This is a genomic window from Salinibacterium sp. ZJ450 (assembly GCF_011751885.2).
In the GTDB taxonomy this organism is placed as follows: Bacteria; Actinomycetota; Actinomycetes; order Actinomycetales; family Microbacteriaceae; genus Ruicaihuangia.
Genome location: NZ_CP061771.1, coordinates 1537131 through 1557613, shown reverse-complemented (window position 1 = coordinate 1557613; position 20483 = coordinate 1537131). Strand labels below are relative to the sequence as shown.

The window sequence follows — 20483 nt, the reverse complement described above, 5'->3', positions numbered from 1 at the left end:
CTAAGCAGAGATCAAAGGAGTAACTGACGTGGATGCATCCCAGAAGCTGTCCGATAACCTGCAGGCCGTGCTGGTCGATCTCATCGAGCTGCACCTGCAGGGCAAGCAAGCACACTGGAACATCGTCGGCACCAATTTCCGCGACCTGCACCTGCAGCTTGACGAGATCGTCGATGCGGCCCGCGAGTTCGCCGACGATGTCGCTGAACGGATGCGGGCGCTCAACGCGACTCCGGACGGGCGGTCGAGCGTGGTCACGAAGTCGACCACCCTGCCGGCATTCGCGGCGGGGGAGATTGACACCGCGGCCGCCGTCGACGCCATCACCGAGCGGCTGAATGCCGTCGTCGCGACCGCGCGCAGGGTGCACGATCCGGTGGACGACGAGGATCCGACATCCGCAGATCTGCTGCACGCGATCCTGGAACGCCTGGAGCAGCTGGCCTGGATGGTGAGCGCCGAAAACCGTTCCCCGCGGCAGACGAAGGCGAAGACGCCGGCGAAGCCCAAGTCGAAGGCTTCGTAGGGCGGGCGGATGAGTGTCGAGGCATCCGTCGACGAATTCGTGGCATCGCTCGATCACGAGCTGGCGGATGTCGTCGACCTCATCCGATCGTCCATCAAGTCGGCGGTGCCCCAGGTCACTGAGAGCATCAAATGGAAGGCACCGAACTTCGCCCTCGCCGACGACTTCGCGACGCTCAACCTGCGGCGACCAACCGCCGTGCAGGTGATCCTGCACACCGGCCCCAAGCCGAAACCGGAGCATCCAAAGATCGAAATCGACGACCCGGCGGCGCTGCTGCGCTGGGCGGACTCGAATCGCGCGATCGTCACGTTCACCAGCCGGGCCGAAACCCTCGCCACCCAGCCGGCATTCGTCGCGATCGTGCGCGACTGGGTGCGCCAGCTGCAGCACTAGTGCATCGCGAATCCGGCGCTGCTGGCGGGCTTCGTCGCCGGCCCCTTATGGGCGCTGATAATGCACATTATGTCAAGTAACCGATATTCGGGGTGGCCGAACCGTAGAGTTCTTGCATGACGAGCGTTCTGCTGAGCCTGCTCATGGTGGCATGTGGCGCCGTCGCCATGGTCGGTTTCGCGCTCCTCGCCATCCGGGTGCGCCGCCGCGGCAGCGCCGGTCCCGCCCTCGGCGCGGCAATGGCGGCCTATGACGAGGCGATGCACTCAACCGCATACGACACGTTCGTCGAAGTTCAGGCTCAGGCCGATCGGACGATTCCGGTTGCGGCTCCAGACGACCTCTAGCAGGTAGGTGAGAGAAAGTCATAGACCTCGCTCCCCCGCCTTCTGATCGTCGTCAGAGGTCGTCAGGATGACCAGCTGCTGGGTGGCGCGGGTCATCGCGACGTAGCGGTCAACCGCGCCTTCAATGCCGTCGCCGAACGCCTCCGGGTCGATCAGAACCACCAGGTCGAATTCGAGCCCCTTCGCGTGTTCCGGGCTTAGCGACCACACTCGAGACGTCGGCTGGAACGCGGGATCGCCGATGACGCAGGCGATCCCCTCGGCATGCTCGGCAAGCCAGGTATCGAGGATCGGCCCGAGATCCGAGGCAGGTCCGTGCCCCACGGGGATGCCGCTGCTGCGGATGGAGGTCGGTACGTTCGCGTCGGGGAGCACCGCTCTGATGACGGGTTCGGCCTCCGCCATGACCTCTTCCGGGGTGCGGTAGTTGATGCTCAGGGTGGCGAGACTGATGTCGGTGAGCCCGATTCGGTCGAGCCGTGCCTGCCAGGATTCGGTGAACCCGTGCCGGGCCTGGGCCCGGTCGCCGACGATGGTGAAGCTCCGTGACGGGCAGCGACGCAGGAGCATCTGCCACTCGGTATCCGTCAGCTCCTGCGCCTCATCCACGACGATGTGCGCGTACGGGCCGGCGAGCTGGTCCGGGTCGGTGCTCGGCAGCGCCGCGTCGTCGATCAGCGAGTACTGCACGTCTTCGCCGCGCAGCATCGTCACCAAGCCTTCACCGTCATCGTCTGCCGCGATCAGGTCGTCGACGACCCGGGCCATGCGCTCGCGTTCGACGGCGACAGCGGCGTCGCGCCGATGCCGCCTCCGGGACGCCTCCGGGTCGCCGATCCGCTGCCGTGCCGCGTCCAGGAGTGGGAGGTCGGAGACCGTCCACGCCGTCGCATCCTCGCGCTGCAGCAGCTGAATCTGCTCGGTAGTGAGCCACGGAGCGCACTTCCCCAGGTAGGCGGGAACGGACCAGAGGTCCCCCACGACGCCGGCCGGGTCAAGCAGCGGCCACGCCCGATTGAAAGCCCCGGTCAGCTCCTCGTTCTGCAGCAAAGACCTACGGAGCAGCGAAGTGGGCACCTCATCCTCGTCGAACTTGTCGATCAGGATGCTGAGCAGCTCCTCCCAGACCTGATCGCGCGCCTCGTTGTGCGAGATGCCGGGTTCGGGTGCGCCGTACGCGTCGGCCCAATCCTGAGGCTCCAGCTCGACGTCGGACCAGTCGGTTTCGACCATGATCCCCACGCTTGGCGGCCGCTCGTAGAAGCTGACCGCCGCCTCGATAACCGTCAGCAGGTCTGCGGATGACTTGAGGGTTGCGACATCCGGATCGGGCTCGATCGCTGCCGTGGCTCCCTCGGCAGCGAGGTCTCGAATGGTGGCGGTCTGCACGCCCTCCTCCCCCAGGCTCGGCAGGACGTCGACGATGTAGGCCAGATAGGCCTCATGTGGGCCGACGAACAGCACCTCTCCCCCGCCGTGAGCGAGGCGAGGGTCGGAGTAGAGCAGGTAGGCGGCGCGGTGCAGGGCGACGACGGTCTTGCCGGTGCCCGGGCCGCCGTCGACGACCAGCGCGCCGTGGGATGCTGCGCGGATGATGGCGTCCTGGTCGGCCTGGATGGTGCTGAGCACATCCCGCATCCGGGGCGAGCGGCTGCTGCTGAGACTGGCGATGAAGGCAGAATCGTCGTCGAGCGCGACGTTTCCTTCCCCTCCGTCTGGGGTGAAGACCTCGTCCCAGTAGTCGCTGACTCGGCCGCGGGCCCAGCGGTACCGGCGGCGGCTTGCCAGACCCATCGGATGGGCGTGGGTCGCCGCGAAGAACGGCTCGGCGGCCGGGGCGCGCCAGTCGACCAGCAGCCGACGGCCCGCGCGATCGGTGAGGCCGAGCCGCCCGATGTACACCGGGTCGCCTGGACTGTCGGTGCTGACGAAGCGGCCCAGGCACAGGTCCAGATTGAAGCGGCGCAGTGCGCGCAGTCGAGCGGTCAGCCGGTGGATCTCCAGGTCGCGATCCATCGCCTGCTGGCCCGTGCCGCCGGGCTTCTTGCGCTCGGCATCGAGCCGGTCGGACAACTCTGCGATCGACTGCTCGAGGCTCTCCGCGACGGCCGCGAAATGCTGCTCGTCGCCGGCGATCAGCGCCGGGGCGGCCTTGGCGGCGAGGCGGTCGGGAAGGGCAAACGCGTGGGTAGCGACTGTCACGGTGGACAATTCTCGAGCACCACCGGGGTCTTGCGGCAAGCCCCGGGCGGCGCGGTAATCTGAAAATAGAGGGGTCGAACTCCCCCACTTTGCACCTTGCCCGCGCTGCTGTCGCCATGCCTTGCAGCCGTGCTCGGCCGCGCAAAACGGCAGCAAAACGTCACGACCCGCCGTTCGTCTTCTCCGACACGCCGCCGGATGTCGCGAATCACTGCCGTTCTGCGCGGCACGGCCCCAGCCAACGCCCAAAAACACACTTAGCCGTTGCGCTTAGTGTGTGGGGCGCGTAACTTAGCCATATGGCTCAGCATTCTTCCACGCTTGATGATGCATTCCAGGCCCTGGCCGACCCGACCAGGCGCGCCGTGCTGGGGCGCCTGGGGGCGGGGCCGGCGAGCATCGGAGAGCTGGCAGCGCCGTTCGATATGGCGCTGCCGTCGTTCATGAAGCACATTCGCTCCCTCGAGAAATCGGGGCTCGTCAGCACGCGCAAAACCGGCCGCGTGCGACTCTGCACGCTTGAGCGGAAGTCTTTCGACGTCGTTGAGAACTGGCTCATTGAACAGCGAAACATCTGGGAAGGTCGCACCGACCGGCTGGAACGCTTCGTCATCACCACCCACGACAAGGAATCAACCGCATGACTGCTTCATCTCATCCCGAACTCGACTTGACGGTCTCCCGCATCATCAAGGCGCCGCGCTCGACGATCTGGAATGCCTGGACCGACCCTTCAAGCTTCGAGCAGTGGTGGGTTCCCGCACCGGAGGTCTGCCGCGTGCGGGAGATGAATCTGCGACCCGGCGGGTCCTTCCGCACCGAATTCAGCCAGGATGGCGTCGAGTTCGGCCCGCACATCACCGGTTGCTTTCTCGCCGTCGACGAACTCGAGCGCATCGTCTATACCGACGCACTCGTGGCCGGCTGGCGTCCCGCAGAGGCATCGTTTGTGACCGCCGTCATCACCATGAAGGATCATCCGGACGGAACCGAGTACATCGCCACGGCGATGCACCGCAACATCGCCGACCGCGACCAGCACGAGCAGCTCGGCTTCCACGATGGCTGGGGCACAGTCATCCGGCAGCTCGCCGATCTCGTCGAGTCGCCGGCATAGGAAGCCGCCTCACCCACGACGCGCCGATCGGATGAGTTCCGCGATGATCCGTGTGGTCGTTACATCGCCGGCGGCGTTTGACCGCGGCGCTTCGGCATGCCGACCTCGTTCAGCGGGCCGAACGATTCGTACTCCGGCTCATGGTCCGCCGGGCACACCAGCACGGCGTTCGGTGTCGAATGATCGATGACGTGCTCCCCCATCGAGTGGAAGCACACCGGACACACCGCGCGGACGCCGGCATCGACCACAGACTCGTACGGCCCGAGCGGCGGCGGTCCGAGTGGACCCATCAGGTGCTGGTTGACCCAGTCGACCAGACGGATGTAACCGCGATGCTGAGGCTCGGTTTGCTCTTCTTCTCGGTCCATGCGGTCAGTGTACACGCGCTCGATTTGACAAAGTGACATCCGCTCTGCTATTAGGTCTGACTCGTGGAAAACGAAGCGGGAGGCGGCCGCAAGGCCACCTCCCGCTCGTGTTTCGGTCCGCGGCTACTTCAGCAGCGAGTGACCCTTGAACTGCAGGTTGGTGTTGCCCGCTCCCCCGCCCTTGGCGGTGCCCGGAATCGCCGACGTGGTCTCGGCGAAGGTCAGGGTGGCGTGGGCGATCGCGTCCGCCATCTGCTCCAACACCTCGAGGTTGACGTTGTCGATGGTGTCGCAGGCCTGGTGGTAGCACGGGTCGAGCGGAGCACCCGCGGTCCCGCCGTAGATCGCCGCCTGCTCGACTGTCTTCGGGTCTTCCGCACCGGTGAACAGGCCGCCGGCCGGAATCCCGTTGTTGATGAACCCGAAGTAGTCAGAGCGACCATCGAACGCGGTCGGTTCGCTGGCCAGTCCCTGCGAGGCGAAGAAGTCGACGAACACGTCCTCGACGACATCCGACCCCTTCGGCCCCTTGGTGCCGAACGCGTCGCCGTCGCCGTCGTAGACGAAGCGCACGAAGTTCGTGGAGCCGACCATGTCGAAGTTGAGGTTCACCGCGTGGTTCTTGATGTCCTTCTTTGTGAGCTGCGACACGTAGTAGTCGGATCCGACCAGGCCGTCTTCTTCACCGCTCCAGAACGCGAACCGCACGCGGTTCTCCGGGGCGTCACCGGATGCCGCGAGCTGGATGGCCGTCTCGAGGATGCTTGCGGTGCCGGAGCCGTTGTCGTTGATTCCGGGACCCTCGGCAACCGAGTCGAGGTGTCCACCGACAACGACCGTGCGGTCGGCGCGGCCGGCGCTGTCGGCCAGCACGTTGAAGGTGTTGATCGTGGTGAGCGTGGCATCCACCTGCAGGCGAAGGACCAGCCCGGCCGTGGTGGCGAAGGTCTCGCCCAGCGCGTAGCTGATGCCAGCCACGGGAACCGGCGCCTGCGGCAGGTCGAGCGTGCCGAAGAGGAGGCCTTCCCGGTCGTCGCCGGGAACCACGTTGCCCTGGTTGAAGATGATCACGCCGGATGCCCCGGCCGCCACCGCGTTGTCCACCTTCACGCGGAAGGTGCAGGTGCCGCGCTGGATCAGTGCAATATTGCCGGCGGGGAACGCGGCGAAGTCGGTCGCTTCGCAGCCACTCGTGGATGCCCGGGCGCCGACGAGGTTCACGTCAACTGCGGTCACTGACGTTGTGACGTCGCCAGAGCCGGAGTAGTCCATCGCGTCGAAGTCGGTCTGGTCCACGTACACCGTGGGGTTCGGGCTGACCTGGCTGAGCGAGGCGCTGTGCTCCACGTACTGGTCGTAGGAGAAGTACTGGCGAACCGGGTCATACCCTGCTGCCCTCAGTTGGGCTTCGACGTACTCTGCCGACGCGACGTGGCCGGCGGTGCCCGCCGCGCGATTGCCGTTGTTGGCATCGGCGATGGCTTGGAAGGCTTCGAGGTGCTCGCTGATCCCGGTGGCGGATACGGCGTCGCGAAGGTCCGCCGTATCAGTCCCGTTGTCGGCATAGGCTGCCGGTACTCCGACGGCGACGGCTAGTGCCGCCCCTGTTGCGATCGCCGCAAAGCGCTTCGCACGATTCCCCTGCATGTGGATCTCCTTTGATCAGGCACAAACATCTGCTTTAACCCCGGGTTGGGGGTTCAGTGAGACGCTAGCGCACGCCCCCCGAAGAGGGGAAGAACCACTATTCGACCTGGGCTGCGTCAACCCACTCGTTCAGCTTGGCAATGGCCGCCCCGGAGTCGATCGTCTCGGCCGCCACGACGAGCCTCGCGGCGAAGCGCTCCCGGATCGGGATGAGCGACTGCGCCGAGTCGCGGGCGAGATCAAGCGCGACCAGACCGGCGGCCGCGTTCAGCAGCACAATGTCCCGCACCGGGCCCAGCGCGCCGCCGAGCGTGTCCCTGGCAACGCCGGCGTTGTGCTCCGGGCTGCCGCCGATGAGGTCATCGATGCGGGCGCGCGGGATGCCGAGATCCGCAGGATCCAGGTCGTGCTCGGTGACGAGACCTCGGGAGACCTCCCAGAGGTGGCTGTGCCCGGTGGTGGTGAGCTCGTCGAGCCCGTCGTCGCCGCGGAACACCAGCGCGGTCGCGCCACGCGTCTGGAACACGCCCACGATCAGCGGCACCATCGACAGGGTCGCCACGCCGACGGCGGATGCCTCGGGCCGAGCCGGGTTCACCAGCGGGCCGAGGTAGTTGAAGATCGTGGGGATGCCGAGTTCGGCGCGGGTGGGACCGGCATGCCGGAAGCCGGGGTGGAACACCGCAGCGTTGGCGAACGTGATGCCGGTCTTCTCCAACACAGCGGCGACCCGGTCGCTGCCCATCCGCAGGTCGATGCCGAGCGCGCCGAGCACATCGGAGGCGCCCGAGGCGGAACTTGCCGCGCGGTTGCCGTGCTTGATGACGCGGGCACCGGATGCCGCCACCACGACGGATGCCATCGTGGAGATGTTCACCGTGCCGTAGCGGTCACCGCCGGTTCCGACGATGTCGACCGCCATCGGGTCGACGTTCAGCGGAAGTGCCTGCTCGAGGATCGCGTCGCGGAAACCGACCAGTTCATCAACGGTCTCCCCCTTGGCGCGCAACGCAACCAGGAATGCCGCGAGCTGGGCCGGCGTGGCACGCCCCTCCATGATCTCGCGCATCGCCCAGGCCGACTCACTGATCGACAGGTCAGTCCCATTCAGTAGTTCGGTGAGCAGTTGTGGCCACGTCGGTGAATCAGACATAACCCAACAATAACGGCGGATTCTCAGGCGATTGTGCTGCCGAAACGAGGAAACCATGTCAAAGAAGGGCGCGCCAGAGTTCAGCACCTCCGCAGAATCGGCCATAATGGGACATGTGACCAGCACCTCTCTTTCCAGGCCGACGGGCGCGCCTGTAATCAATCGCCCCAATACAGTCGCCGTCGGCACGATCGTGTGGCTCAGCAGCGAAGTCATGTTCTTCGCCGGCCTCTTCGCGATCTACTTCACGCTGCGGTCCACCTCCCCCGACCTGTGGGAAGGCGAGACCAGCATCCTGAACATCCCGCTCGCGGCGACGATCACCACGATTCTCGTTCTGTCGTCGGTCACCTGCCAGTTCGGCGTGTTTGCCGCCGAGCGGATGCAGGTACGCCGCACCGGCTGGAAGCCCACCCAGTGGGGCATGGTCGAGTGGTTCTGGCTCACCTACCTGCTCGGCGCGATCTTCATCACCGGCCAGGCCTACGAGTACGCGGTGCTGGTCAGCGAGCACGTCAGCCTCAGCTCCAACGCGTACGGTTCCGCCTTCTACATCACCACCGGCTTCCACGGCCTGCACGTGATCGGCGGTCTCATCGCCTTCCTCTTCACGATCGGACGCGCGTACGCCGTCAAGAACTTCGGACACAAGGAGGCGACGACCGCAATCGTCGTCTCGTACTACTGGCACTTCGTCGACGTCGTGTGGATTGGCCTGTTCCTGGTCATCTACATCCTGCAATAGCGATCGCGAACCCACGGGAAACGGAACTGACACAGCACCATGGCGAAGAAAACACATAAGCAGCGCACAGCAGGCCGTCGGTCACCGCTTGCCACCGTCGCGCTCCTGGCAATCGGCCTCCTGACGACGGGCGGCGCGTATGCGTTGGCCACCACGTCGGCTACGGCCGAGACCACGGCAGCGAGCCAGCAGCAGATCGACGAGGGCGAGAAGCTGTTCGCGGCCAACTGCGCCACCTGTCACGGCATGAACCTCGAAGGCTCCGACGAGGGCCCCAGCCTGGTCGGTGTCGGCGCGCTCGCGGTCGACTTCCAGGTGGGAACCGGTCGGATGCCGATGGCCATCCAGGGCCCGCAGGCTCAGGTGAAGCCCGGACAGTTCACCCAGGAGCAGATCGACGCGATGGCGGCGTACGTCGCGGCATCCGCCCCCGGTCCGGCAGTTCCGGCCGACCGCTACCTCACCGCCGATGGAGACGCATCGAACGGTGCCGAACTCTTCCGCATCAACTGCGCCATGTGCCACAACGTGGCCGGCGCCGGTGGTGCGCTGACCGAGGGCAAGTACGCCCCGGCGCTCGGTGGGGTTGAGCCCCGCTACATCTACGCGGCCATGGTCACCGGCCCGCAGAACATGCCCGTCTTCAACGACCTGAACATTTCGCCGGAAGAGAAGCGGGACATCATCACCTACCTCGCCTACCTCGACGAGAACCCGTCGGTCGGCGGATTCGACCTCGGTAGCCTCGGTCCAGTCTCTGAGGGTCTGTTCATCTGGATCTTCGGTCTTGGCGGCATCGTGGGAATCACGGTGTGGCTCGCCGCACGGTCCAACTAAGTTCGCGTCACCGCGAACGAGCCGCAGTTTTAGAAAGGTAAACGCATGGCAGAGCAGCACGGCAGTGCCGCTAATGAGATGGCTGTGGACAAGCACGAGGATCACCCGGGCACCGCAGTCGTCGTAGCCGACGCGATCGAGAACCCGGGATTCCCGCCGCCGCATCAGCGCGTCGCCGACCTGGATCCCGCTCGCGAGGTCAAGATCGAGCGGGGAATCTCCGCATTGTTCTGGCTGTCGATCATCGGCAGCGTGTTCGCGATCGCCGCATACTTCATCTGGCCGATCGAGCCAGGCGACATGACATCCGTTCGCATGAACAACATGATGCTCGGTGTCGGAATCACCCTCGGCCTGCTCGGCATCGGGTTCGGTGCGGTGCACTGGGCTAAGGCCCTCATGCACGGCCATGACCTGGTCGAGGCCCGGCACCAGACCCGCGGCAAGGAAACGACCCGCGCTCGTGCCGTCGAGATCTTCCAGGAAGCCAACGAGGAGTCCGGTTTCGGCCGTCGCGCCCTGCTGCGCAACAGCCTGATCGGTGCCCTTGTGGTGTCGCCGCTCGCCGGCATCGTCATCTTCCGCGACCTCGCGCCGGCCGCTGAGCCGCACGCGCTGCTGCGGCACACGCTGTGGTCGAAGGACACCCGGCTCACCATCGACCCCTCCGGCGCGCCGATCAAGGCGTCGGATGTCACGCTGGGGTCGGTGTTCCATGTCGTCCCCGACGGTCTGATGGACCTCCCGCACGACGGTGGCCTGCTGGAAGAGAAGGCCAAGTCTGCCGTGCTGCTGATGCGCCTCAAGCCGGAAGACCTGATCGAGACCCCCGAGCGCAAGGACTGGTCGTACGACGGCATCGTCGCGTACTCCAAGATCTGCACGCACGTCGGTTGCCCGGTCGCCCTGTACGAGCAGCAGACCCACCACCTGCTGTGCCCCTGCCACCAGTCTGAGTTCGACGTTTCCGAAGGCGCCAAGGTGATCTTCGGCCCGGCGGCACGGCCCCTTCCCCAACTTCCGATCACCGTGGACTCCGAGGGCTACCTGGTCGCCCAGAGCGACTTCACTGAGCCTGTCGGTCCTAGCTTCTGGGAGCGTGAACGTTGAGCACGTCAACATCCACCACTGTGACCCCCACGCCGTCGCGCGGGTCACGTTTCACCGGCGCCGCCGCCAACTACATCGACGAGCGCACCAGCATTTCCGGAGCGGTCAAGGAGCTTGGTCGCAAGATCTTCCCTGACCACTGGTCGTTCATGCTCGGCGAGGTTGCACTGTATAGCTTCATCGCCATCCTGCTGAGTGGAACGTTCCTGACGTTCTTCTTCACACCGTCAATGACCCCGGTGCACTACGAAGGTTCGTACGTGCCGCTGAAGGGCATCGAGATGTCGATCGCGTACGCGTCGAGCCTCGACATCACCTTCGACGTCCGCGGTGGCCTGCTGATGCGCCAGATCCACCACTGGGGTGCCCTGCTGTTCGTGGCATCCATCGGTCTGCACATGCTGCGCGTGTTCTTCACCGGCGCCTTCAAGAAGCCACGCGAACTGAACTGGGTGATCGGCTTCGTGCTGTTCATCCTGGCGATGGCCGAGGGCTTCACCGGCTACTCGCTGCCCGACGACCTGCTCTCGGGCAACGGCCTCCGCATCATCGACGGCATGGTCAAGGGCATCCCCGTGATCGGCGTCTGGATCTCCTACCTGCTGTTCGGCGGCGAGTTCCCAGGCACCGACATCGTCTCTCGCCTGTACGTGCTGCACATCATGCTGCTGCCGGCGATCCTGATCGCCGCGCTCGGCCTGCACATGCTGCTGCTCGTGGTGAACAAGCACACCCAGTTCGCCGGACCCGGTCGCACCAACAACAACGTTGTCGGTACGCCGATCCTCCCGGTGTTCGCCGCGAAGGCCGGTGGCTTCTTCTTCATCGTGTTCGGTGTGATCGTGCTGATCGCGTCGTTCTTCACGATCAACCCGATCTGGAACTACGGTCCATACGACCCGTCGCCGGTGTCGGCCGGTACCCAGCCTGACTGGTACATCGGCTTCGCCGACGGTGGTCTGCGTTTGGCGCCACCGCACTGGGAGTTCGTGCTGCTCGGCTACACCTTCTCGATGAACATCCTGATCCCGCTGGCCATCATCGGTATCTTCATCCTGCTGGTCCTGATCTACCCCTTCATCGAGGCGTGGATCACCGGGGACAAGCGTGAGCACCACATGGCGGAGCGCCCGCGTAACCACCCGGTTCGCACGGCGATCGGTGCCGCTGGTGTCACGTTCTACGCGGTGCTCTGGGCCGCGGCGAGCTCGGACCTGATAGCCACGCACTTCTGGCTGACCATTGAGGGCGTAATCATCGGCCTGCAGGTCCTGCTCATCCTCGGCCCGATCATCGCCTACTTCGTGACCAAGCGCATCTGCATTGGTCTGCAGAAGAAGGACCGCGAGATCGCCCTGCACGGTTACGAGACCGGTCGCATCGTGCGCCTCCCCGGCGGCGAGTACATCGAGGTGCACGAGCCCCTCGACGAGTACGACCGCTGGAAGCTGGTTGCGCACGAGAACTACAAGCCGCTGATGATCCGTCCGGATGCGCGTGGTCGCATCTCGGTCGGTCAGCGACTGCGGGCCGTGGCCTCGCGGTGGTTCTTCGAGGACCGTATCGAGCCGGTCACGCGGACCGAGATCGAGCAGTCGCAGCACCACTAAGTAGCTGCAATGTAGGAGGGCCCGGGACATTCGTCCCGGGCCCTCTTGCTTTCCTCTTGCGTTCTCGGGCGGGCGTCCGTTCTCGCGCGCGTGGGCCGTTCGCGGACGCGCGTTGCCGTGAGGTCTGGCATTCGGTCCTTCGACGGGCGCCGGAACGACTAATCGGCAGACCTCACCCTACCCGCCTCGCGAAACGCGAAGCGCTCCAGCGCTGAGGTCTGGCATTCGGTCCTTCAGCGGCCGCCGGAACGTCCGATCTCCCGACCTGAGGTGATCTCCAATTGCTGTGCGCAACGCTCGCGCCGGCCGATGCACGGTTCGCCCTGTGGATAGATTCTGCGTTGATCTTCCGGATGCCCTAGCGTGAGGCCATGCGTTCACGTCTCGTCTCGGTCAGCGGTGCTGCCGTGGCGCTGGCTTTGGCGTTCACAGTGTCCGCCTGCGCCGCCGACTCCCCCACGGTGCTGCCCACCGAAGAGCCTGCCACTCCGATCTTCGTGTCGGATGAGGAGGCCCTGGCGGCAGCGGAGGCCGCGTATGCAGAATATCTGACGATCGCCGACCAAGTCATAGCTGACGGAGGGGCCGACTCTCAACGGCTTGGAGATGTGGTGACCGGAGCCGAGCTGGAGCGGCAAGCCAAAGAATTCGAACTCTTCGCGGACTCGAGCCTGCGTGGCGAGGGGTCGACAGTCTTTTCGCAGGCTCGCCTGCAGTCGGTAGAGCACACCGGTCCAACGACGATCGAGGTAACGATCTACCTCTGCCAAGACATATCTGATACACGAATCCTCTCAGCAGAAGGCGAGGATCGTACTCCCTCTGAGCGCGCGGTGGTCCTACCGATGAGCGTCGCTCTGGCCGGAACGAAGGACGAACTCAAGCTCACCCGGAGCGAGGTATGGCCAACCGACTTCTGCTTATAGCACTTGCTCTCGCGGGCCTCGCGGCAACCATTCTCCCCTCTAGTACCGCCTCAGGGGCAAGCCCTGCATGCTCCGCACTCGGACAGCGAGCGGGACAGTGCGGCCCTTCGCCCACCGCCACCACCGGCAACGACCAGGTGGACCTCTCCATCGACTACAACCAGGGCAACGGCGGATCCGGAGGCTCTGGCAACAGCAACCCCACGCCTCGCAACACCAACGGCAACGGCAACGGCAACGGGAACGATTCGTCCGACTCCCCCAGCACCGCGGAGCCCGCTCCTCTGCCGCCCGGCCCATGCCCCGGATTCTTCGTACTGAACGGGGAACCGTTCTGCGACGTCGGTTACAGCACGGCACTCGGATCCCCACCACCCGGTCCCGGCCCTGCAACCGCGCCGTACGTGGTCACGGTGAGGGACATTGCGAGCTTCCGACCCACCTCTGCCATACAGACGATGGAGCCCGACGGCTGGATCGTCGTCGGACTCGACACGAACTTCGTCGCCGCAGCCGCACAACACGTGAGATCCGGGACGCTGCTCGGGCAACCGGCCGAGGTGCGCTTCTCCCCCGTCTCCTATCACTGGAGCTACGGTGACGACACCAGCCGGACCAGCAGCTCGCCGGGTGCCAGCTGGGCGGCACTCGGGCTGCAGGAGTTCGATCCGACATCCACCAGCCACGTCTACGTCACTGCCGGCACGTTCACCATCAGTCTCACGGTGAATTACGCGCCGGAATACCGCTATGCCGGTGGCTCGTGGACGAGCATCGCCGGCACGGTGAGCGCCCCCGGCAATCAACTGGTCGCCACGGCAGGTGACGTGAAGACCGTGCTCGTGGCGATGGACTGCCGAGCAAGCCCGTCGGGTCCGGGCTGCTGAGGTCGACGGCTCCCAAACCCACAGCAGAAGCCCTGACACAACAGAAAAAGGGCGGAGCAGCTGCTGCTGACTCCGCCCCTCTTCGAGACTTGCTGAGAACTTCCTACCGAGCGAAGTTGCCGCGGTAGTCCTCGTAGACCCAGCCGACGAGGGCAACGACCGTGATGGCCACCCCGATGACCGACAGCCAGAATCCGATGGCCAGGCCCAGCATGATCAGCGAGGCCGACGCGGCGAGCGTGACAGGCCACCAGCTCCACGGGCTGAAGTGCCCGAGCTCGGGGTCTCCGTCATCGATGTTCGCGTCAATACGGTCTTCCGGCAGCTCCCCGCCCTGCGACTTGTGTACCTTGCCCAGGTAGAACGCCAGGAAGAGGCTGAGCGCAGTGCTCAGGATGAGCGCGGTGGCACCGGCCCACTCGAGGTGACCGTCGTAGTACGCCAGCGACCAGACGATGTAGGTAACCGCCACGATGGCGAAGAACACACCGAGAATCCAAAAGAGGACAACATTCGCCTTCATCGGCTACTTCACCTTTTCATCTGTGAGGTCGACAACCGGTGCCTCCGGAGCATCCCGGAGCGCTCCTGCGCCCACGCCCACCGGAACGCCGGCTTCGGGGTGGTGCAGGTCGAACGCCGGAGACTCCGACCGGATCCGCGGGATCGAGGTGAAGTTGTGACGCGGCGGCGGGCAGGAGGTCGCCCACTCGAGCGAGCGGCCGTAGCCCCACGGGTCGTTCACCGTCACCTTGGGGGCGGTGCGCGCCGTAACGAACACGTTCAGGAAGAACGGGATCATCGAGGCTGCCAGGATGACCGCACCCACCGTGGACAGCTGGTTCATCCAGGTGAAGCCGTCTTCGACCATGTAGGTGGCGTACCGACGTGGCATACCGACCACACCGAGCCAGTGCTGGACGAGGAAGGTGGTGTGGAAGCCGATGAACAGCAACCAGAAGTGGATCTTGCCGAGGCGCTCGTTGAGCATCTTGCCGGTCCACTTGGGCCACCAGAAGTAGAACCCGCTGAACATAGCGAACACCACGGTTCCGAACACGACGTAGTGGAAGTGCGCCACCACGAAGTAGGTGTCTGACACGTGGAAGTCGAGCGGCGGCGACGCCAGGATGACACCGGTCAGTCCACCGAAGGTGAAGGTGACCAGGAAGCCAATGGCCCACACCATGGGGGTCTCGAACGTGATCGACCCGCGCCACATGGTTCCGACCCAGTTGAAGATCTTCACGCCGGTTGGAACCGCGATCAGCATCGTCATCAGTGAGAAGAACGGCAGCAACACCGAGCCGGTGACGTACATGTGGTGAGCCCACACCGTCATCGACAGGGCCGCGATCGAGATCGTCGCGTAGATCAGCGTCTTGTACCCGAAGATCGGCTTGCGGCTGAACACCGGGAACACTTCAGAGACGATGCCGAAGAACGGCAGCGCGATGATGTACACCTCGGGATGGCCGAAGAACCAGAACAGGTGCTGCCACAGAATGGCGCCACCGTTCTCTGGGTTGTAGATGTGCGCACCGAACACCCGGTCGGCGCCGAGGCCGAAGAGCGCGGCGGCCAGCACCGGGAAGGCCAACAGCACGAGGATCGAGGTCACCATGATGTTCCAGGTGAAGATCGGCATGCGGAACATGGTCATACCGGGCGCACGCATGGTGACGATCGTGGTGATGAAGTTCACCGCACCGAGGATGGTTCCGAAACCGCTGATCGCGAGACCGAATACCCACAGGTGACCACCGACACCCGGTGAGAACGTCGTGTTCGACAGCGGCGCGTAGGCGAACCAGCCGAAGGATGCCGCACCCTGCGGGGTGATGAATCCGGCGACGGCGATGAGCGAGCCGAAGCTGTATGCCCAGTACGCGAACGCGTTCAGACGGGGGAACGCGACATCCGGAGCACCGATCTGCAACGGCATCAGCACGTTGGCGAACCCGGCGAACAGCGGCGTCGCGAACATCAGCAGCATGATCGTGCCGTGCATCGTGAACAGCTGGTTGTACTGCTCCTTGGTGGCCACGATCTCGAGGCCAGGAGCGAACAGCTGGGCGCGGATGACGAGAGCCATCACGCCGCCGATGCAGAAGTACACGAACGACGAGATCAGGTACATGTACCCGATGGTCTTGTGGTCGGTGGACGTGATCCACTTCACCAGGATGTTGCCCTTACGCTCCACCTTCGCCGCACCAAAGGTGCGACTCGAAGGCTGAGGCGCCGCCGCAGTCTGCGGCTTGGTTTCAGTCGTAGTCATGATGTGCCCTACTCGTTGCCGCGGGTGCTGGTGGTGCCGGGCTGGTTCTGGTTCGTGTCGTAGTCGGCACCGAGCTGACCGGTGTTGCCGGCGGCGCGAAGCGACTCGATGTACGCGTCGTACTCGTCCTGTTCGACGACCTCGACGGTGAACAACATGAGCGAGTGGTATTCGCCGCACAGCTCGGCGCACTTGCCCTGATAGGTGCCGGTTTTCAGCGGCTCGAAGTACATGTAGTTCGACTTCGCCGGAACCATGTCCTTCTTGTACAGGAAGTCGACCACCCAGAAGGAGTGGATGACGTCACGCGACTCCAGCTTGATTTCGACCTTCTGGTTGACCGGAAGGTAGAGGGTCGGCAGCGAGTCGGCCTCGATGTGGTTGTTCGCGTCCTCCTGCGCCTGAACACCGGCGGAGTAGACATCGTCGGTGACGTAGTTGAAGTCCCACGCCCAACGTTTGCCGTAGACCTCGATGGTCACGTCGGGGTCGGCGTGCGGCTCCTCGATCACGGCCTGATCACGGGCGGTGAAGGCGAAGAAGCCCACCACCAGAATGAGCGGGATCACGGTGTAGAAGATCTCGATCGGCATGTTGTAGCGGAGCTGAACCGGGAGACCGGTCTGGCCCTTGCGACGTCGGTAGACCACGGCAGCCCAGATGATGAGCCCCCAGGTGACCACACCGACGAGCAGCAGGATGATCCAAGAGGTTACCCAGAGTCCTATGACACGATCAACGTGATTGGTGGTGCCAGCTTCAGTGGGCAGATAGCCATTGAGCTGCGCTTGTGTACATCCTGCAAGAACGATGGAAATTGCGACCCCAATAGGGATAGCAGCCCATCGATAACGGCGATTTGAGCGCACCTCTGACCTCTCGGTAATGCTGAAAAACTGTGATTCAACTGTCAGTCTATAACCACGAAGGGCGCCGACCCCTCGGTCGACGCCCTTCGATCATCGTGTCTCTAGTGGAATGAGTCCCCACACGCGCAGCTTCCCTGCGCCTGAGGGTTGTCAATCGTGAAGCCCTGTTTCTGGATGGTGTCCTCAAAGTCGATCGAGGCACCGTCAAGGTACGGCACACTCATCTTGTCGACGACAACTTCGACTCCATCGAAGTCAACGGTGGCGTCTCCATCGAGCAGCCGCTCGTCGAAATAGAGCTGGTAGATCAGGCCCGAGCATCCGCCGGGCTGAACCGCAACGCGCAGTCGCAGATCGTCGCGGCCCTCCTGCTGCAGCAGGTTGCGGACCTTGTCGGCGGCGGCCGCTGAGAGCCCGACGCCGTGCTCGGCAACCGTGGTCGTGTCAGTCATGCATCACTCCTTGATCGGGAAAACTGGGTTCATTCTACGCGCGCGCGTTGAGCTTCGCGAGCAGGAGCGCCTCGGTGAGAATTGCCCGGTGGAACACCCCGAGATGCAGCGATTCGTTTGGGGCGTGCGCCCGGGAATCGGGGTCCTCGACGCCGGTCACCAGGATCTGCGCCTTCGGGAACATCTCGACCAGGTCGGCGATGAACGGGATTGATCCGCCAACGCCCATCTCGACGACATCCTTCCCCCATGCCTCAGTCATGGCGTCCTTGGCATCGGCGACCGCCCAACCGCTGGTGTCCACCAGGAATGGGTTGCCGAGTTCCAAGTGCGAGATCTCGAGCTTCGCGCCATACGGAACGTGCGTCGACAGGTGCGACTGAATCGCCTGAAGAGCGGATGCCGCGGACTGACCCGGCGCCACCCGGGCGCTCAGCTTCACCGTCACCGACGGCACCAGCGTGTTCGACGCATTCTTCACGCTCGGCGCGTCGATTCCGGTGACCGTGATCGAGGGCTTCGACCAGATCCGGCTGAGAATGCTGCCGGTGCCGATCGGGCTTACTCCGTCGAGCAGTCCGGTCTCGGCGCGCAGCTGCGACTCCGGGTACTCGGGGGTCTGCTGCTCGTGCGCGGTGAGCCCGGCCACCGCGTTGCCGCCGTCGGCGTCGTAAAGGGTGGACAGCAACTGCACGGCCACGAGCATCGCGTCGGGCACCGCTCCCCCGAACATGCCGGAATGCGACGCGTGATCGAGCGTCGAGATCTTCAACCGGAACGCCACGTTGCCGCGCAGTCCCACGGTGAGCGCCGGGGTCTCGACATCCCAGTTGCCGGAGTCTGCCACCACGATCGCGTCAGCGGCGAGCTGCTCGCGGTGCTGCTCCAGGAAGTTGGTGAACGACAGGCTGCCGCACTCCTCTTCGCCCTCGATGAACACGGCAAGGCCCAGGTCGAAGTCGGAGCCGAGGGTTTCGGTGAGCGCCCGGATCGACGCGACATGGGCCATCACGCCGGCCTTGTCGTCTGCGGCGCCGCGACCGTACAGCCGGTCGCCGAGAACGGTCGGCTCGAACGGCGGGGTGTCCCAGTCGGCATCGTCGCCGGGAGGCTGCACGTCGTGGTGGGCGTAGAGCAGGATTGTGGGCTTGCCGTTGCGCGCAGCCCTGGTGGCGAGCACCGCCGGCTGACCTAGCATGTCGCCGGTCTCCAGCGGCGCGCGCGAGATCTGCACCGAGTCGAACACGCCGAGCCCCTCCAACAGGGCGCGCACCGCCTCGGCGCTTCGCTGCACGTGGCTGTGGTCGAAGCCGTCCCACGCCACAGACGGGATGCGGACGAGGTTGGACAGGTCGGCGATCGCGGCGGGAAGGCCGTGCTGCACGGCATCGCGCAGAGCCCCCTCCGCGGGCGCGGTCGGCGATGAAGTCTCTGGCAGCTGGCTATCAGTCATGCAGGTAATCTTAAGTGACCCCAAAACAAGGACTTTCTCGTGGCTAAGACATCTGACAACACACCCGACGCTGACGTCGACCTCGACGGCGACCTGGTCGGCAAGGGGCAGCCGACGCCCAGCCGCAAGGAGCGCGAAGCCGCCCGCAAGCGGCCGCTGGTGCCGGATGACCGCAAGCAGGCCTCCAAGGAGTCGCGCGCCAAGATGGCGGAGGCTCGTGAGAGGGCACGCCTCGGCATGGCGGCCGGTGACGAGAAGTACCTTCCGGTGCGCGACAAGGGACCGCAGAAGCGGTTTGTGCGTGACTACGTCGACGCGCGCACCAGCATCGGCGAGTTCATGATCCCGGTGATGTTCCTGGTGATCATCATCACGTTCGTGCCAGACCCCACCGTGGCGGTGGTCGCGATGCTGGTTCTCTGGGTCTTCTTCGGCCTCGCCGTGCTCGACAGCATCTTCCTGGGCCTGACCGTGCGCAAGAAGCTGCGCGCCAAGTTCGGTGAGGACAAGGTCGAGAGCGGGGTGCGCTGGTACGCCGCGATGCGTAGCCTTCAATTGCGTGTGATGCGGCTGCCGAAGCCGCAGGTGAAGCGGGGGCACTACCCCAGCTAGCCGCGGCCGGCGCTGCGCGCGACATGACGAGGGAGTCAGCATGCAGCAGGTCATCGTGGCTGTCGATGGATCCCCGGCGAGCCTCGGAGCGCTTGACTGGGCGATCGAACGGTCCAGGCACGTCGAGATGTCGATCGATCTGGTCGCCGTGCTGTGGATTCCGGATGCCGCGTTCCAGACCGAGACCGAGCTGCGCCCGTTCTACGAGAAGACTTTGCAGGACGCCCAGGAGCACGTGCGCCGCACCGCGCCCCGCGTGAAGACCAGCGCCCGCCTGCTCCGCGGCGTTCCGGTCAATGAGCTCGTCGACTACTCCGCCACGGCGGCGCTCCTCGTGGTCGGCTCCGACAAGTCGAGTCGGCTGCGCGCGCTCGTGTACGGCACGATCCCGCTCCGGCTGGCTGCGTTGTCCCGCTGCCCGGTGGTGGTGGTGCCGCGCGTCTGGAAGCAGCACCCCGGACCGGTGATGCTCGCCGTCGGCGAGGAGCCGGCGACCGAGGCCGCGGATTTCGCCGTAGCCGAGGCAACGGCGCGCGGCGTGGTGCTCGACCTGATCCACGTGTGGGCGGCGTCACCGATCTATCCGGTGCCCGTCGCCGACCTGCACTACCCCTACACCACGGTTCGCGATGCGCACCGAGACGTGCTCGACACCGAGAGTGAGCGTATCCACGCGGCGCACCCGAATCTGCCGGTGACGCATCAGCTGAAGGAAGGCCCGCAGATCCATGTGCTGGTGGATGCCGGCGAGCACGCCCAACTGCTGGTGATCGGCCGCACCGGCAAAGGCATCCTGCGGGAGCTGTTGCTCGGCTCGGTCGCGCACGACGTGTTGCTCAACCCGCCGTGCCCTGTTGCTGTCATTCCCACCCATGCGGCGCTGAAGAAGGCGGCCGCTGCGCGAGCGGCTGCGGAAGGTTCCTAGCGTCGTCTGGCACCGCT

General features: G+C 65.0%; 22 protein-coding genes. 13 read left to right on the top strand and 9 right to left on the bottom strand.

The window, feature by feature from the left end:
• Positions 1 to 28: 28 nt before the first annotated feature.
• The 3 genes from HCT51_RS07385 to HCT51_RS07375 all read left to right on the top strand — a co-directional run bounded on the left by HCT51_RS07385 (position 29) and on the right by HCT51_RS07375 (position 1269).
• Positions 29 to 526, top strand: coding sequence for a Dps family protein (locus tag HCT51_RS07385; RefSeq protein ID WP_166872346.1), 498 nt, complete (start codon positions 29 to 31; stop codon positions 524 to 526).
• A gap of 9 nt (positions 527 to 535) precedes the next feature.
• Positions 536 to 922, top strand: a complete 387-nt coding sequence (locus HCT51_RS07380) for a DUF1801 domain-containing protein (RefSeq protein ID WP_166872349.1) — start codon at positions 536 to 538, stop codon at positions 920 to 922.
• A 116-nt stretch (positions 923 to 1038) separates the two neighbouring features.
• Positions 1039 to 1269 (top strand): hypothetical protein, encoded by a 231-nt coding sequence (locus HCT51_RS07375; RefSeq protein ID WP_208322719.1) that lies wholly within the window; start codon positions 1039 to 1041, stop codon positions 1267 to 1269.
• An 18-nt stretch (positions 1270 to 1287) separates the two neighbouring features.
• Here HCT51_RS07375 and helR read toward each other — a convergent pair whose 3' ends face one another.
• Complete coding sequence (gene helR / locus HCT51_RS07370; RefSeq protein WP_166872352.1) at positions 1288 to 3471, bottom strand: RNA polymerase recycling motor ATPase HelR; 2184 nt, start codon at positions 3469 to 3471, stop codon at positions 1288 to 1290.
• 299 nt (positions 3472 to 3770) lie between these two features.
• Here helR and HCT51_RS07365 point away from each other — a divergent pair, with 299 nt between their 5' ends.
• Together HCT51_RS07365 and HCT51_RS07360 are read left to right on the top strand one after the other, a co-directional pair.
• On the top strand, positions 3771 to 4115 hold the full coding sequence (locus HCT51_RS07365) for an ArsR/SmtB family transcription factor (RefSeq protein WP_166872355.1): 345 nt from the start codon (positions 3771 to 3773) through the stop codon (positions 4113 to 4115).
• Positions 4112 to 4588 carry an SRPBCC family protein gene (locus HCT51_RS07360; protein WP_166872358.1) on the top strand — a complete coding sequence of 159 codons (477 nt, stop codon included), beginning with the start codon at positions 4112 to 4114 and terminating at the stop codon, positions 4586 to 4588. Before HCT51_RS07365 ends, HCT51_RS07360 begins: the two co-directional genes overlap by 4 nt.
• Before the next feature lie 59 nt (positions 4589 to 4647).
• Here the strand turns inward: HCT51_RS07360 and HCT51_RS07355 are convergent, their stop codons facing one another.
• From HCT51_RS07355 to trpD, 3 genes are all read right to left on the bottom strand, one after another.
• On the bottom strand, positions 4648 to 4959 hold the full coding sequence (locus HCT51_RS07355) for a hypothetical protein (RefSeq protein ID WP_166872361.1): 312 nt from the start codon (positions 4957 to 4959) through the stop codon (positions 4648 to 4650).
• A gap of 123 nt (positions 4960 to 5082) precedes the next feature.
• Positions 5083 to 6606, bottom strand: coding sequence for a M20/M25/M40 family metallo-hydrolase (locus HCT51_RS07350; RefSeq protein ID WP_166872364.1), 1524 nt, complete (start codon positions 6604 to 6606; stop codon positions 5083 to 5085).
• A 97-nt stretch (positions 6607 to 6703) separates the two neighbouring features.
• A complete protein-coding gene (gene trpD / locus HCT51_RS07345) occupies positions 6704 to 7759 on the bottom strand; it encodes an anthranilate phosphoribosyltransferase (RefSeq protein ID WP_166872367.1) in 1056 nt (351 codons plus the stop codon).
• Positions 7760 to 7865: 106 nt separating this feature from the next.
• Between trpD and ctaE the strand changes: the two genes are divergently transcribed.
• From ctaE to HCT51_RS07315, 6 genes are all read left to right on the top strand, one after another.
• A complete protein-coding gene (ctaE, locus tag HCT51_RS07340; RefSeq protein WP_166872929.1) occupies positions 7866 to 8504 on the top strand; it encodes an aa3-type cytochrome oxidase subunit III in 639 nt (212 codons plus the stop codon).
• Between the two features lie 39 nt (positions 8505 to 8543).
• Positions 8544 to 9341, top strand: coding sequence for a cytochrome bc1 complex diheme cytochrome c subunit (gene qcrC, locus HCT51_RS07335; RefSeq protein ID WP_166872370.1), 798 nt, complete (start codon positions 8544 to 8546; stop codon positions 9339 to 9341).
• Positions 9342 to 9386: 45 nt separating this feature from the next.
• Entirely contained in the window at positions 9387 to 10451 is a 1065-nt protein-coding gene (qcrA, locus tag HCT51_RS07330) for a cytochrome bc1 complex Rieske iron-sulfur subunit (protein WP_166872373.1), read from the top strand.
• Positions 10448 to 12061: a cytochrome bc1 complex cytochrome b subunit gene (qcrB, locus tag HCT51_RS07325; protein ID WP_166872376.1), complete on the top strand. Its 1614-nt coding sequence runs from the start codon at positions 10448 to 10450 to the stop codon at positions 12059 to 12061. Before qcrA ends, qcrB begins: the two co-directional genes overlap by 4 nt.
• Positions 12062 to 12432: 371 nt before the next feature.
• The gene (locus HCT51_RS07320) at positions 12433 to 12987 is read left to right on the top strand and encodes a hypothetical protein (protein WP_166872379.1); all 555 of its coding nucleotides are present in this window, start codon (positions 12433 to 12435) and stop codon (positions 12985 to 12987) included.
• Positions 12988 to 13124: 137 nt separating this feature from the next.
• A complete protein-coding gene (locus tag HCT51_RS07315; protein WP_166872382.1) occupies positions 13125 to 13874 on the top strand; it encodes a PKD domain-containing protein in 750 nt (249 codons plus the stop codon).
• Positions 13875 to 13977: 103 nt separating this feature from the next.
• Here the strand turns inward: HCT51_RS07315 and HCT51_RS07310 are convergent, their stop codons facing one another.
• The 5 genes from HCT51_RS07310 to HCT51_RS07290 all read right to left on the bottom strand — a co-directional run bounded on the left by HCT51_RS07310 (position 13978) and on the right by HCT51_RS07290 (position 18929).
• Positions 13978 to 14397 carry a cytochrome c oxidase subunit 4 gene (locus tag HCT51_RS07310; RefSeq protein ID WP_166872385.1) on the bottom strand — a complete coding sequence of 140 codons (420 nt, stop codon included), beginning with the start codon at positions 14395 to 14397 and terminating at the stop codon, positions 13978 to 13980.
• Positions 14398 to 14400: 3 nt separating this feature from the next.
• Entirely contained in the window at positions 14401 to 16155 is a 1755-nt protein-coding gene (gene ctaD, locus HCT51_RS07305; RefSeq protein WP_166872387.1) for an aa3-type cytochrome oxidase subunit I, read from the bottom strand.
• Between the two features lie 8 nt (positions 16156 to 16163).
• Entirely contained in the window at positions 16164 to 17024 is an 861-nt protein-coding gene (gene ctaC, locus HCT51_RS07300) for an aa3-type cytochrome oxidase subunit II (protein ID WP_166872390.1), read from the bottom strand.
• 101 nt (positions 17025 to 17125) lie between these two features.
• A complete protein-coding gene (locus HCT51_RS07295; RefSeq protein ID WP_166872393.1) occupies positions 17126 to 17476 on the bottom strand; it encodes a HesB/IscA family protein in 351 nt (116 codons plus the stop codon).
• Positions 17477 to 17510: 34 nt separating this feature from the next.
• Positions 17511 to 18929: a dipeptidase gene (locus HCT51_RS07290; RefSeq protein ID WP_166872395.1), complete on the bottom strand. Its 1419-nt coding sequence runs from the start codon at positions 18927 to 18929 to the stop codon at positions 17511 to 17513.
• Positions 18930 to 18968: 39 nt separating this feature from the next.
• Here HCT51_RS07290 and HCT51_RS07285 point away from each other — a divergent pair, with 39 nt between their 5' ends.
• Positions 18969 to 19541: a DUF3043 domain-containing protein gene (locus HCT51_RS07285; protein WP_166872398.1), complete on the top strand. Its 573-nt coding sequence runs from the start codon at positions 18969 to 18971 to the stop codon at positions 19539 to 19541.
• Between the two features lie 40 nt (positions 19542 to 19581).
• Entirely contained in the window at positions 19582 to 20466 is an 885-nt protein-coding gene (locus HCT51_RS07280) for a universal stress protein (protein ID WP_166872400.1), read from the top strand.
• The last annotated feature ends 17 nt before the right edge of the window (positions 20467 to 20483 follow it).